Origin of the sequence: Acinetobacter modestus, from assembly GCF_014636095.1 — a bacterium.
Taxonomy (GTDB): Bacteria; Pseudomonadota; Gammaproteobacteria; order Pseudomonadales; family Moraxellaceae; genus Acinetobacter; species Acinetobacter modestus.
Map to the genome: position 1 here is coordinate 130015 of NZ_BMDV01000003.1, position 14605 is coordinate 144619.

The 14605-nt window shown below is 39.4% G+C and carries 14 protein-coding genes; 7 read left to right on the forward strand and 7 right to left on the reverse strand.

Features of this window, described 5'->3' with window-relative positions:
• The first annotated feature begins 2 nt into the window (after positions 1-2).
• Both IEV17_RS08745 and IEV17_RS08750 read left to right on the forward strand, forming a co-directional pair.
• Entirely contained in the window at positions 3-305 is a 303-nt protein-coding gene (locus tag IEV17_RS08745; protein ID WP_034601002.1) for an ArsR/SmtB family transcription factor, read from the forward strand.
• A 26-nt stretch (positions 306-331) separates the two neighbouring features.
• On the forward strand, positions 332-1396 hold the full coding sequence (locus IEV17_RS08750; protein ID WP_004659912.1) for an alkene reductase: 1065 nt from the start codon (positions 332-334) through the stop codon (positions 1394-1396).
• Positions 1397-1448: 52 nt separating this feature from the next.
• Here the strand turns inward: IEV17_RS08750 and IEV17_RS08755 are convergent, their stop codons facing one another.
• Complete coding sequence (locus tag IEV17_RS08755; protein ID WP_004659914.1) at positions 1449-2465, reverse strand: SRPBCC family protein; 1017 nt, start codon at positions 2463-2465, stop codon at positions 1449-1451.
• A gap of 154 nt (positions 2466-2619) precedes the next feature.
• Between IEV17_RS08755 and IEV17_RS08760 the strand changes: the two genes are divergently transcribed.
• Positions 2620-3936: a 3-deoxy-D-manno-octulosonic acid transferase gene (locus IEV17_RS08760; RefSeq protein ID WP_034600837.1), complete on the forward strand. Its 1317-nt coding sequence runs from the start codon at positions 2620-2622 to the stop codon at positions 3934-3936.
• A complete protein-coding gene (locus tag IEV17_RS08765) occupies positions 3933-4646 on the forward strand; it encodes a 16S rRNA (uracil(1498)-N(3))-methyltransferase (protein WP_004659918.1) in 714 nt (237 codons plus the stop codon). The genes IEV17_RS08760 and IEV17_RS08765 overlap by 4 nt, the downstream gene beginning before the upstream one ends.
• Here the strand turns inward: IEV17_RS08765 and IEV17_RS08770 are convergent.
• Together IEV17_RS08770 and IEV17_RS08775 are read right to left on the reverse strand one after the other, a co-directional pair.
• On the reverse strand, positions 4635-5606 hold the full coding sequence (locus IEV17_RS08770; RefSeq protein WP_004659919.1) for a mechanosensitive ion channel family protein: 972 nt from the start codon (positions 5604-5606) through the stop codon (positions 4635-4637). The two genes, IEV17_RS08765 and IEV17_RS08770, sit on opposite strands and share 12 nt — an antisense overlap.
• Positions 5607-5740: 134 nt before the next feature.
• The gene (locus tag IEV17_RS08775; protein WP_004659921.1) at positions 5741-6310 is read right to left on the reverse strand and encodes a DUF805 domain-containing protein; all 570 of its coding nucleotides are present in this window, start codon (positions 6308-6310) and stop codon (positions 5741-5743) included.
• Between the two features lie 282 nt (positions 6311-6592).
• Between IEV17_RS08775 and acs the strand changes: the two genes are divergently transcribed.
• Positions 6593-8536, forward strand: coding sequence for an acetate--CoA ligase (gene acs, locus IEV17_RS08780; protein WP_004659924.1), 1944 nt, complete (start codon positions 6593-6595; stop codon positions 8534-8536).
• Between the two features lie 55 nt (positions 8537-8591).
• Here the strand turns inward: acs and IEV17_RS08785 are convergent, their stop codons facing one another.
• Positions 8592-9134, reverse strand: a complete 543-nt coding sequence (locus IEV17_RS08785; protein ID WP_004659926.1) for a cysteine hydrolase family protein — start codon at positions 9132-9134, stop codon at positions 8592-8594.
• Positions 9135-9238: 104 nt separating this feature from the next.
• Here IEV17_RS08785 and IEV17_RS08790 point away from each other — a divergent pair, with 104 nt between their 5' ends.
• Positions 9239-9652, forward strand: a complete 414-nt coding sequence (locus IEV17_RS08790; protein WP_004659927.1) for an Lrp/AsnC family transcriptional regulator — start codon at positions 9239-9241, stop codon at positions 9650-9652.
• Between the two features lie 75 nt (positions 9653-9727).
• On the opposite strand, the gene sfnG is transcribed toward IEV17_RS08790, so the two are convergent.
• Entirely contained in the window at positions 9728-10834 is a 1107-nt protein-coding gene (sfnG, locus tag IEV17_RS08795; protein ID WP_004659929.1) for a dimethylsulfone monooxygenase SfnG, read from the reverse strand.
• Positions 10835-10861: 27 nt separating this feature from the next.
• On the reverse strand, positions 10862-11602 hold the full coding sequence (gene msuE, locus IEV17_RS08800; protein ID WP_004659930.1) for an FMN reductase: 741 nt from the start codon (positions 11600-11602) through the stop codon (positions 10862-10864).
• 351 nt (positions 11603-11953) lie between these two features.
• Here msuE and IEV17_RS08805 point away from each other — a divergent pair, with 351 nt between their 5' ends.
• Entirely contained in the window at positions 11954-12604 is a 651-nt protein-coding gene (locus tag IEV17_RS08805; RefSeq protein WP_004659931.1) for a response regulator transcription factor, read from the forward strand.
• Between the two features lie 118 nt (positions 12605-12722).
• Here the strand turns inward: IEV17_RS08805 and omp33-36 are convergent, their stop codons facing one another.
• Entirely contained in the window at positions 12723-13592 is an 870-nt protein-coding gene (gene omp33-36 / locus IEV17_RS08810; RefSeq protein WP_004659933.1) for a porin Omp33-36, read from the reverse strand.
• Between the last annotated feature and the right edge of the window lie 1013 nt (positions 13593-14605).

Genomic DNA, 14605 nt, shown 5'->3' on the forward strand with positions numbered 1-14605 from the left:
CTATGGATATTGATGTTATAAGCAAGGCCTTAGCCAATCCATTACGTCGACAGATTTTGCAATGGCTGAAAGAGCCTGAGCAATTTTTACCGGTGCAAGAATGTGGTGGCAGTTTTGAACGAGGCGTATGTGCAGGTCATATTGAACGTCTAGGCAAAGTTGCACAATCAACCATGTCAAATCATTTGTCTGTGTTACAGCAGGCAGGTTTGATTCAAGTTGAGAAATACGGGCAGTGGTCCTATTTCACCAGAAACGAAGCTTTGATTCAGCAATACATCGAACATTTAAAACAAACACTTTAAGTGAATAAGTGTAAGTTGAGGCGATCATGGCTGGACTAAATTCTGCGTTACAAGTGGGTGATTTTACGATTAAAAACCGTTTGGTTTTAGCACCTTTGACGAGAGCTCGTAGTGGTGTTGAGCGTGTTCCAAACGATTTAATGGTGGAATACTATCAACAACGTGCCAATGCGGGCTTAATTATTACCGAAGCGACGGTGATTAGTCCGAAAGCTGTTGGCTATGCCAATACGCCAGGCTTATGGTCACAAGAACAAGCTCAAGCGTGGAACAAAATTGTTGAAGCAGTGCATGCGCAAGGTTCAAAGATTGTGGTTCAGCTATGGCACGTCGGTCGTATTTCACATCCTGACTTATTGGATGGTGATATTCCGGTTGCACCAAGTGCGATTCAACCTGCGGGTGAAGTGAGTTTACTGCGTCCAAAACGTCCTTTCGTTACACCTCGTGCTTTATCGCATGAAGAAATCCAAGAAATCGTCGCACAATATAAACATGCGGCTGAGTTAGCGAAAGCAGCAGGTTTTGATGGTGTTGAGTTGCATGCAGCCAATGGTTATTTGATTGACCAATTCTTGCAAAGTACGACCAATCATCGTGATGATGAATACGGTGGTTCGATTGAAAATCGCGCACGTTTATTATTACAAGTGGTCGATGCATTTATTGAGGTTTGGGGTGCTGGGCGTGTGGGTGTTCACCTTGCACCACGTGCAGATTCACATGATATGGGCGATGCAGATCCATTAGCGACTTTTGGTTATGTGGTTGAGCAGTTAGACCAACGTAATATTGGTTTTATTTTCACACGTGAATATGCAGCGGAAGATAGTTTACAGCCGCAACTCCGCCCTAAATTCAAAGGGGTGTGGATTGCTAACGAGAAATTAACACCAGCTTCAGCAAAACAGATTTTAGAAACTAAGCAAGCAGATGCCGTGGCTTTTGGATTAGCTTATATTGCCAATCCAGATCTATTAGAACGTTTGGAACATGATTTGCCTTTAAATCAGGTTCAATTCGATACTTTATATGGCGCTGGTGCAGCGGGTTATACCGATTATCCAGCCTTTGAACAGCTAGAAGCTTAAGTAAAACAAAACCCTCCTAGCAGGTTGAATCTGCGAGGAGGTTTCTGACAATTTAAGTTTGGTGTGTTTGTATAGCGCGTTCACTTCTATTTTTGTAGAAATCCAGAATCACATTCGAAAAATCATGCACCATCAATTGTGCAATCTGATTGGCATAAAAATTGACTTCGGTGCTAATTCGATAATCAATTTTTAGTGTGAGCTTAGTTTGCTGATCATTGATTGGTGTCAGTTCAAACGAGGTATATCGAAGATCAAAATACTTCCCTCCAATACTGACATGATCATCTAGCGCGCCTTGAGGAATGGAGGTTGGAGAGAAACGATAGGTCCAACTGAGATATTGATTAGGTTTGGATTGTTGAATGATTTCTTCAAAATGAATATTTTTTTGCCATGTTGAATATCGGATCAATCCTTCATTCGTTGGTTTAGTCAGCCCAGAAACAGGATAAGGCACACCAATGCTGTATAACACGCTTGGTTTAAATTCATGTGGTTGAATATTGTCGGCATGATTGAGTTGTTGCCAAATGACCTTAGCAGGGGCATTGATGAGAATACTCCGATCAACATGATCATAATGCAGTTGGGTTTTCTCAGGGATAGGCAGCAGAATAAATGGTAATAATACGAGACTGTAAATGGCTTTATTGGGTTTCCATATTTTGTAACACAGCCCTTTCATGAATAAAGCGCCAGTCAGCATACCGCCCAATAAAATTGGGGTCATAATTACAACGCAAATAGCACCTTCATGTAGTACAACTATCGAGAACAATAAGAGCAAAACGAGGAAAATAATAATCACTTTAAAACTTTGTATAAAGGAAACAGCCTTTCGGTAATTCTGGATATATACAATCAGTGCACCAATAATAAACGGAACCACAAGTAAAAAACTGGCTTTCATTAATGCGCCTAAGTGACTGGCTAGAAGCGCCCATAAACAGCACAGTAACGCTAGAATTAAAAAAGGGAGGATAATTTGAAATGGGTGACGGGGTAGATATTCTTGTGTTGTTTCATCAGAAGGTTGCTTTATTTGTTTGAACCAATCAGATTGCATTGTTTTTCTCAAAATGGATTATTCTCTGTCCTAAGATATCATTTTTCCTTATAAAGAAATATTTAATCAAAGTGCAACATACAATAATCAATTGTCAATGCATATCAAACTTCCGCATAATGAGCTGAAATCAAATTCTAAATTATGGTCTAGGATGGCGCAGCAAAACGCAGTACAGCAAACACCATTTTGGTATAACTTTTTACTGATATGTCTCAAGCCTTTATACCGTTGGAAAATTAAACAACGGGCTGAAAGTGATGCGCTATTTCAGCAAGAATGTCTAGAACGGTTTGGGCCGTTTCAACCCCCTAAAAATTTAAATACGATTTGGTTTCATGTGGTATCGGTTGGAGAAACTAACGCTGCTCAACCTTTGATTGAGCACTATCTAAAACTTGGACACACAGTTTTAGTGACCAACACCACTAAAACAGGACAAGCCAGAGCTAAGAGTTTATTTTCCCAAAAGTATCCTGCACTTTTTCAGGCAGTCTATTTGCCTGTTGATCAAAAACCATTACTGAAACAGTTTTTTGATTTGTATCAACCGAAACTTCTTGCTCTAGTTGAAACTGAAATTTGGCCGAATTTGATCGCGCAAGCGAAGCAACAACAAATTCCATGTATCTTATTGAATGCTCGTCTTTCAGCAAAATCAGCGAAAGGTTATGGCAAAGTTCGTCGTTTAACACAGCCGATGTTGCAGCAACTCACATGGTTATTGGCTCAAGACATCGCGACACAACAGCGTTATGTGGATTTGGGGCTAGATCAAGCCAAGAGTCAGGTGGTTGGTAATATTAAATTTGATATTACAGCACCACAATCTTATGTAGAAAAAGCTGAACAGTTAAAACAAGATTGGCAATTGCTAGGTCGGCAGGTGATTGTACTTGCAAGTACCCATTCACCCGAAGAAGAAAATTTATTAAGACAATTACAACCACATTTAAATTCAAATCCAAATTTGCTCTGTATTGTGGTACCGCGTCATCCAGAGCGCTTTGATGAGGTGTATAAAATTTGCCAGAGTTTAAATTTAAATACGCAACGCCGTAGTCTTAAACAGCCAATTCAAACTGATACACAGGTTTTTCTGGCCGATAGTATGGGCGAAATGTGGCTGTGGTATGCACTCAGTCAAGTTTGTTTTGTTGGTGGTTCATTGAATGAGCCGGGTGGCGGACATAATATTCTAGAGCCGATGGTGCTTGATGTACCAACGGTGATTGGTCCACACTATTTTAATTTCCAAAGTATCGTGGATGAGTTTGTGGCTGAACACGGAATTTTGATTGGAAAAGATGCAGTGCAAGTAGCACAGCAACTTTTGAGTTGTTTAGATGACCCAATACAGACTCAGCAATTGATTGAACAGGCCGAATTGGTTCTGCAACGAAATAAAGGCTCTCTCCAAAAGCATATTCAATTGATTGACCATTATCTAGAATTTAAAGCTTTGTCATGAATATTGTTTTACTTGAACCTAATCAAATTACGACAACAGATAATATCTGGCAGATTGAAAATCAACGTCAACTACAACATTTACAACAGCATATTCAGTTGAATTGTGGTGATACCTTAAAAGTTGGCGTGCGCAATGGTCAACGCTATATTACGGAAGTAGTATCTATTTCTGAGCAACAGATTCGCATAAGACCGATTCAGGTTGAAGCAATCCCAGCAAAGTTACCTGTGCATTTAATTCTTGCTTTGCCACGTCCTAAAGTATTACGTCGCATCATTATGGATGCTGTGACTTTAGGTGTGGAACGGATCAGTTTGATTCATAGTTATCGCGTGGATAAAAGCTATTGGCAAAGCCCATTCTTACAGCAGCTCGATGATTATGTGACTTTAGGTTTAGAGCAGGCAGGAGACACGATTGCACCTGAAATTCAATTGTATAAACGCTTTAAACCTTTTGTTGAAGATGTTTTGCCTACATTTATTTCAGATGAAAAACCTGCTTATGTGGCACACCCTTATGCAGAACAGCAGATGCCACATGCGATTCAGCATTCATGTTGCCTGCTCGTTGGTCCAGAAGGGGGATTTATTCCATATGAGGTCGATCTGCTCATAAAAAACGGCTGCCAAGCGATGAGCTTAGGCAACCGAATTTTACGAACTGAAACGGCAGTATCACATATTTTAGGGCGATTATTTATCTGAGTTCTCTGTATTATCAGATTGATCACCACGATACACTTTGACTTCTTGTACTGGGTAAGGAATCGAAATTCCTTTCTCATCGAAGGCTGTTACAACTAATTCTTGAATTTCACTAATTGATGCAGATGTGGTGGTTTCTGTGGTATTTACCCACCAACGGACGGTTAAATTAATCGAGAAATCTGCAAGTGCGGTGACATTGACCGAGAAACCGGGTTGGCTCAGTACATTAAGATTACGGTCTAAAATATCCATAATGATTTTTTTTGCTTTCTGCATATCATCTTCATAACCAATACCAACGACAAATTCACAACGACGTCGTTGATAGGCGTTATTCACAATAACTGCACTGGTATACACCGTGGCATTTGGAATCACGATGCGACGACCATCTGGTGAACGTAAGAAAGTCGCACGGATTTGAATGTCTTCAACATTTCCTTCCAAACCATTCACAACAATATCATCGCCAATGCGGAAAGGTTCACTGAGTAAAATTAAGATACCTGATAGCAAGTTTTGGAAAATATCTTTGAAAGCAAAACCGATCGCAACAGAACCGATTCCCAATGCTCCTATTAACTGGCTTGGGGTGAAACCCGGAATAGCGATGACCAATGCAATTAAAAAACCAAAGAATAGAATAAAAGTACTTCCGACACGATTGAGAACCAATACTAAGTTTTGTCGGGTGTAGCTACGGTTTTCCAAAGTTTTGCGAATAAAGAATTTAAATAGCTTAGTCAGTAGCCAAAAAATGACAAATACTGTGATTGCAATACAGATATAGGGCACACGCTCCCAAAAGCTATCCATAATTTTATCGATGGTGGTATAGGCATCATGATATTTTTCAGTATGTGCCAATACCGTTTGCGTGGTTTTTGCACCTGCTTGATGAATCAATTCACCAGTATCTTTAGCGACCTCAGTTAATGTCGTTTGCTCATTTGCCACGGGAAAATCTCTATTTCGCAACGTAAGGAATTTATTAGGGGAGCCATCATAATGAATTTATGCTGATCATGCATGATAAATTCCGTAACGGTTTTATTTATTGAGTAGTTCAAATTTGGCTGTTCGATAAAGTATTAAAAATACTCAGTTGTATTTTGTAAGATTTGCGTTGGTGTATCCCAAAAGTCAGGGCTAGCAAAATAATAGCTAAAGATAAACATGCCAAATATCATCATGAAACTCAATATAATCATGATCCATGCAAATAGTTTTTCCCATGTGGTGGATGGGCGGACATCACCATAATCATTGCGATGAGGTGTGCCTGCTGCAAATAAGACGTAAAGTGTAAAAAAGAATTGAATGATTGGCACAAGTAATAATAGACATAGCCACCCTGTTTTATTCAGATCATGTAAACGTCGGATTAAAAAAACGATCTGAAAATAAAAGCCAGCAAACCATAGTGCAATCAGCGCAATTCCTCCGATTCCTGAAAATGCAGATAAGATTGGTTCATGAATCTGTACGTTATTTACACTTAGACTCGCCGAAATTGTGGCAATAAGAATGAAAAGAACCGTCCAACTGATACTCAGTAAACCATACCAACCTAGATAGCTTAAGCGATTAAAACGTCCTTTAGCAGATAAAGGGTGGTCGTATTGAGGCTGAATGGGGGCAGATAGCGTTTGATCGAACATGATGAATTCCTATTTTTTGATTATTAAATCTTTTAAGGTCTTAGCAATGATCAAAATAATCACTTATTTTAAAAGTAAAAAGCATAGACAAGCAGTTCAAATTTAAATTATTTTGAGTAAATTTTTGAAAACAATTTGGTCGCTAAAGCATAACATTCTTACGACCAAAGCCGCATTGTTTGCTCTTGTAAATGGTGACCATACTGCAAGAGAAAACAAAACATACCCGAAAAATAGATGTGTATATCTAAGGTATGAAATAAAAAACAAAGGAAGTGAGCTATGAAAGAAATCTACCCAGTGCCTGATAAATTCAAAGAAATGGCAAGAATCTCGGAAGCAGACTATTTCAAACGTTATCAGGATTCAATTGAGCAACCCGAAGTATTTTGGGCGCAGGAAGCAAAGAATATTGATTGGATCAAACCATTCACACAGGTTAAAAATACAAGTTTTAACGCAGATAATTTCAAAATTGAGTGGTTCGCCGATGGTGAACTGAATGTTTCAGCCAACTGTTTAGATCGTCATCTTAAAGATAATCCTTTAAAGCCTGCGATTATCTGGGAAGGTGATCATCCTTCACGTCATAAAATCATTTCATTTTCTGAACTACACGATGAAGTCTGTCGTTTTGCCAATGTGTTAAAGAAACAAGGCATTCGCAAGGGTGATCGTGTGGTGCTGTATATGCCTATGGTGCCTGAAGCGGCAATTGCCATGTTGGCCTGCGCACGAATTGGTGCTGTGCATTGTGTAGTATTTGGTGGGTTCTCACCAGACTCATTGGCCAGTCGTATTGAAGATAGCCAAGCAAAATTAGTGATTACTGCGGATGCTGGAATGCGCGGCGGCAAGCTCATTCCACTGAAAGAAAATGTAGATGCAGCCTTAGAAATTGATGGAACCAGTAGTGTCGAAAATGTGATTGTGGTGCATCGTACAGGGAATCCGATTCAGTTCAATGCTGAGCGTGATGTTTGGTATCACCTTGCGATTATGGAAGTAGACGAACACTGCCCACCAGAACCGATGAAAGCAGAAGATCCGCTATTCATTTTGTACACCTCGGGTTCAACAGGCAAACCAAAAGGTGTGCTGCATACTACAGGTGGTTATCTGGTTTATGTCAACACCACCTTTAGAGAAGTATTTGATCTCAAAGAAGATGATGTATATTGGTGTACCGCCGATGTGGGCTGGATTACGGGACATAGTTATTTACTTTATGGTCCGTTGAGTAATGCCACTACTACGGTCATGTTCGAGGGAATTCCACAATATCCAACTTGGGCACGTATTGGTCATGTGATTGATAAACATAACATCACGATTTTATATACTGCACCAACTGCAATTCGCGCGATGATGCGTGAAGGCGATGCCTACGTGCGTGAAAGTGATCGGAGTAGTTTGCGTTTGCTGGGTTCAGTCGGTGAACCAATTAACCCTGAAGCATGGAATTGGTATCACGAGGTCGTTGGTGAAGGTCGTTGTCCAATTGTTGATACTTGGTGGCAAACTGAAACAGGTGGCATTTTAATTTCACCATTGCCGGGTGCAACTGCACTCAAACCGGGTTCAGCAACACGTCCATTCTTTGGAGTACAACCTGCGTTAGTCGATGGCGAAGGAAATGAATTGGACGGAGCAACCGAAGGTAATTTGGTCATTAAAGACTCATGGCCGGGTCAAATGAGAACGATTTGGGGCGATCCAGAACGCTTTATTGAAGCTTATTTCTCAACTTTTAAAGGCTATTATTTTACTGGTGATGGTGCACGCCGTGATACCGATGGCTATTACTGGATCACTGGGCGTGTTGATGATGTACTGAACGTTTCAGGTCATCGTTTAGGGACAGCCGAGATTGAAAGTGCATTAGTCGCACATGAAGCTGTGGCTGAGGCGGCAGTTGTTGGTATGCCACATGACATTAAAGGCCAAGGGATTTGTACTTTTGTCACCTTGCAAGCTGATGTCGCGGAATCTGAGGAGCTACGCAAGGAGTTGGTGAGTTGGGTACGTAAAGTGCTTGGGCCAGTGGCTACCCCTGATGCACTGCATTGGGCACCTGCTTTGCCAAAAACCCGTTCAGGTAAAATCATGCGCCGTATCTTGAGAAAGATTGCAGCCAATGAACTGGATAGTTTAGGCGATACCTCAACCCTTGCTGAGCCAGCTGTGGTTGATCATCTGATTGCCACGGTTTATCCAAACCGATAAACCTATTCAAATTTAAAAAGAGCGTTCGATGGAACGCTCTTTTTTTCTGCATGATTTAATTGTGCGCTAAAAAATCAGCAGTGTTTTGTACCGTGGCAAAGAAACCGAGTGCAGATAAGAATGCAGTTTGTACATCGGCTGCTTTGGCGATCTTAGCATCATGTTCAATATCACGGGTTGCAGTCGCATCGGCGATCACAATCGGTTGGTAGCCAAGTTCTTTGGCTGCACGTGTCCCTGAATCAATACATACATGGGTCATCATGCCAGTTATCACTAACTGCTCAACTTGATGCTGCTGTAACAACGCTTGAAGATTGGTTTCCAGAAAGCTATTGGGAAAATGTTTTTCAACAATCAGTGAGCGATCTGTGACTTTAAGTTGTGGATGTAATTCAACACCCACTGTATTTTCCTGAAAGAAACTGGCAGAGGCAGGGTTTATGTGTTGAATGTAAATAATGGGTAAATTGTTTTGAATAAAATGATCTTCTAATAGATTGGTTTGCGCTAGAGCAAGGTCTGGATTGACCAATTCCATTTTGCCATTTTTAAAATAATCGTTTTGGACATCAATAATCAGTAAGGCTTGTTTCATCAATTTTTCTTCCAGCGTTAAGATAAAACAAGAGTAGGGTGAAACGCAGAAATCGGCTATATTCAAATGAAAGCATTGTTGCTGGTTTTCTTTCGTAATGAAAAATGAATATTGAACTTGATCCGATTGATCTGAAAATTATTGAATTGCTGAAACAAGATTCGCGTTTAAGCCATAAAGAAATAGGACAGCGAGTGCACCGTACTGGGCAAGCTGTTGGAGCGCGGATTGCTCAATTGATGGATGCAGGCATCATCAAAAATTACACGGTTGCGATTAAGTATGAACATAAGCAGTTTATTCAACTCTTTATGAATGATCAGCAAGCTTTTATCGAGGTTGAATTACTGGTTAAACAATACGAGCAGGTGGATGAATGTTTTAAAATTCTCGGTAATGCTTGTTATATGATTGTCAGCCATTTTAATCCATCACAATTAAATGAGTTTATTGAGCAACTGTCGCAGTGGTGCCGATATTCGGTTGAAACGGTCATGCGGGAAATTGAGACTGCTTAAATTAAAAATCCCCAAGCCGAGCCTTGGGGAGAAATATTCAATCGCTTTTATTTTTCTTCTTATTTAATGCCAAGCTTATGCTGATTTTGCCTCCAACTGAATTTCCTGTTGTTGTTCAAGCTGACGAACCAGTGGCAGTACTTTTTCGCCAAAATATTCGACTTCTTCAATAAAATGTAGAAAGCCTGAAAGAACCAGATCAACACCAACATTCTTCAAAGCCACAATCCGTTCCGCAATTTGTTGCGGTGTACCAATCAGATTGGTTTTAAAACCATCATTGTATTGAACCAGATCATCAAAGGTCGATTTTGCCCAGTTACCTTCGCGTTCAGGTGCTGCTGCGCCTGCTTCACGGGTCGCATCACCAAAGGCATTCACGGCTTCGACATTGGCTTGTGCAATGATGTCATTCAGTACGGCTTTGGCTTCTTCCTCAGTATCACGCGCGATGATAAAGGCATTAACGCCTATTTTGACGTCTCGGTTGGCTAGCTTGGCCTTGCCGCGAACATCATCGACCTGTTTTTTAATTTCTTCGACACTGTTGCCATTGGTAAAATACCAGTCCGATACTCGTGCCGCCATATCACGTGCGGCACGTGAACTACCACCCTGAAACACCTCAATATAAGGTTTTTGCAAAGGTTTCGGTTTTAGCGTGTAATTTTGGAATTGGTAATATTTACCCTCAAAGCTGTAATTGTCAGTGCTCCATACCCCTTTTAGGGTGCGGATAAATTCTTCTGAACGGACATAACGTTCATCATGTTCAGGCCAAGGTTCACCAATCGCATCAAATTCGCCGCGGAACCAACCACTGACGACATTAATCGCAATACGCCCTTGAGTGAGATAGTCAATCGTGGCCAGTTGTTTGGCGGCCAACGCAGGCTTCCAAGGGCCGGGCAGAATAGCGGCAATCACCCGCAGTTTTTCAGTTTTTGCCAATAGGGCATGACTAAAACTCACTGATTCATGTTGGTTGTCTGCGCCATAGCCCGCGGTAAAACGGATTTGGGTGAGGGCATATTCAAAGCCACTGCGTTCGGCTGCTTGTGCTAAGCGCACATTATAGTCGTAGCTCCAGTCGGTACGTTGTTCAATGTTGCTTACAACGAGACCGCCACTCACATTGGGAACCCAGTAGGCAAATTTAATTGCGGATGCTGTTATTGTCATCGTTGTATCCTCCATAACAGATATGGTTTATGCGACGTGGGTTAAATTCTTGGCTGACTTCGGGTGTAAGCGAGATTCAGCTGCATCCAGATTCGGTACTGCCGCAGATGGTAAGACGTCTGCTTGTTCGATTTGTTTGTTGATGCCGAGATTCTGATTCGCTTGCTCAGTTTTGGCTTTGATGGCAGCAGCACGTTGACCTTTGGCAGGTGCCCATTCCAAAATCGGTAAAGCACGTGCCACGGCTAAGGTCACGCGATCAGATAATTGCTCGCTTTTAACCGTATACTCAGGCGTAAAATCACGATCGGTGGCATAGACGCCAATAGGCAAGGTCTGTGCTTGGAAGAAGCTAAATAGTGGGCGTAATTGATGTTCGAGAACCAAAGCATGGCGATCACTGCCACCTGAGGCTGCCAGTAAAACGGGTACATCAACCAAAGCGGTTTGCTCAACAAAGTCGAAGAAATGTTTAAATAAACCTGTAAATGAAGCACGATAAACAGGGGTGCCTACAATCAATGCATCGGCGGCTTCAACTGCAGCCAAATCATCTTGTACCCGTTGTGGTAGCTGATTACGATAAATCGCACCACCCAATAATGGCCCAATTTCACTTAGTTTGACGAAATGTACTTTAATATTAATCGCTTCCGAAAGCTCATCCAGAATCGCCTGAACTAAACTTTCTGTTTTTGATGGGCTGTTTAAACCACCAGATACTGCAACAATATTAAGGGGAGTAGAGAGAGTATTGTGATTGGACATAATAGCGGCCTAAAAGATCATTTCGAATTGCTATTTATTTATCTACACCGCATGCCAAGTTGTAAAATAAGGAAATGCTGCAAGCTTATCTGTTTTGTATATATACCTATAGAGGATTCAGTAGAAAAAATTAAATGAATTTAATACTCTGTTTCTATTGGTTATTTCTGTATAGTAGTTATTGATTAGTCTATGTTGTGTGAGTTATATCAATATTTGTATTGTTTTGCATTTATGACGAAATAAACAACTTTTGATGTCTAACCAACAGTTCATTTAAAAAATAGGCTAAGATAGATTAAATTTGAATAAACACCGTACAGTGACGTACTCGCAGACAGCTCAGCGCTTATGAATATTTTAATTGTAGACGACCACCCTTTATTTAGACATGCTTTAATTCAAGCGGTTCGATATAGTCTTCCTCAAGCACAGATTCAGGAAACTGCGGATGTCGATGAATTCTATGAGCGCTTAGAGCATGGTGCAGAACCTGATCTCGTATTACTTGATCTGAATTTACCCGGCGCATCTGGTTTTTCTGCCTTAGTATACGTACGAGCACAATACCCAGCGATTCCAATCATTGTTGTATCAGCACATGAAGAAGTCTCGATTATCCAACGTGCAATTGCACATGGTGCAATGGGGTATATCCCGAAATCATCACACCCAAGTCATATTGGCGAAGCAATTAAACATGTATTAGAGGGTGAAATTTGGCTACCGCCGAATTTACCCATGCATCATGGTTTCGATCCAAGAGCTGCGGATGAAACCGCGTTGGCAGAACGTCTGCAATCGCTTACACCACAACAGTTCCGTGTATTGATGATGGTGGCAGAAGGTCTGCTCAATAAACAAATTGCTTATGAGTTAGATGTATCAGAAGCCACGATCAAAGCGCATGTCACAGCTATTTTCCGTAAGCTAGGTGTACAAAATCGTACGCAGGCAGTTTTAGCAATTAGTGCATTAAATATTGAAGATAAAAAGATGTAAGATATTTAAATGAGACAGCCAACCTTTCATTTAATGAATATGATAAAAATAAAAAAACCAGTTCTTATGAACTGGTTTTTTTATTTTTATATGTCTTATTACAACATCGATTACACGATTAGAAGCGTAATTTAGCGTTTAAGCCAATAGTTTGCATATCTGCATCAGTACCTACAGCATTAGCATTTAAATAGCTTGCACCTACAGCAACAGCTGGAGTAATAAAGTAGTTTACATTAACGCCCCAAGCTGAATCAGGTGTATCTGCAAAACTTGATTTAGCGTATGAAACACCTGTGCTAAGTTTAGAGTTTAGGTACAAATCAGTTTTTAACTCGTATGCAGTGTCTTCACCGTAAACGATACCTGTTTCGAAACCAATCGACATAGGCGTGCCATCGATTGCACCAACGTATTTAGTACGTGCAGTAATCGCATCTTGCTTGTCAGCGATAGTTGCTGTTTCATTAGCTGCTTTAGCAAAACCGCTGTTTAAGATTTTGAAAGTATCATAAGAGGTTTGTTCTACAACATTTGTATAACCTACCGCTACGAGGAAGTTTGGAGCGATTACAGAACCAAATTCGACAGCCCAACGTTGACCACGATCATCATTCTCGCCATATTTGCCGTCATTATCAGTAGCACTATAGCTTAAGCTTGCATATGCAGGAGCGTAAGGTGTTGGTACATAGGCTTCAGCTTTAACACCTACATTTTGAGATTTAGTATCATCAAGATTAGCAAAGTTATATCCAAGAGCTACATTTGATGCTTGGTTAACAAAAGCTGCTTCTGCTAAAGGACCTTTAGATGCATCTACATTTTTGAAGTAGTAAGTTGCTTGTCCACCAACAGTGTAATGATTAAAATCTCTGCTTTCATCATTAGAGTCTATAGCTTCAGACTGACCTTGGATTTCGAATTGGTAAGCTTGAGCACCGGTCATGGCTAATAATAAAGCAGTGGCTAAACCGAGTTTTTTCATAATAATTTCCAGCTTTTACAGTAAGGAGTAAAGTTGGATTTCATTCTATTGTAACAAAATATGAAGTCAATGTAATAAATGATATGTTTTGACAAATGATCGTGTAAGATAATAATGGCGGTTAAAAATTGCTCGACCAGTGTGTCAGTTGTCAACTTTTAAAAAAATATAATATTAATATATAGATAGGTTGTTTTCATCTACTTATTTAAGAGAGTAACCTTGTTTCGAAACGATATTTATTAATTGTTTAATTCGATTGAATTTATCGTTTTTTTCGTTTTAATCTGTCGTAAAACTGTAATAAATCATCAATAAAAATGTGATTTTAATCTCATTAAAATTGTGTTATGTGATTAATTTAATTTGTAAATGAAGCATGACAATTAGAAAATTTGGGAAGTTCAATTTTAAGAGCTAATTTAATTTGGAAAAACGATTGTAAATTTAAACCCGATCTATTTAATCGACTTTACTTTTTGAGATATAATTCACATAATGATTGTGAAGAGGTATTTAATTTGCATTTTATTATCTCGTAACATTTTCTCAATATATTGTGTTTTACTAGCTCGACTTTCCCCAAGGTTGAGCTTTTTTTTGCCCCGTTCTTTATCCATTTTTTAAGATATGACCTTTCAATAACATGGAAATTTGTGACAAAGATTTATTCTATTTACAATCATAAGGTGATTTAAATTCTAAACACTTAAAAATATGTTTTTAATCAATTATTAAGATTGATTATTTTATTTTTTGATTAAAAATTTAAATCCATTTAACTTAAAAAGAAGACCTTAATTATTTTTAAAATTATGAAACAAATTTTTCTCTTATATTTTTATCAAATAAGTAATAATTGAATTAATTGGATTTTAATATTAACTTTATTAAAACAATAGATTAGATTAAAAATGACAGCTTAATTGAAAAATATTTTAAATTTATACTTTATTTAAATGAAAAAGTGCCCTGAATTATGACAGTTAGATTTAAAATTCAGGTAAAATCAG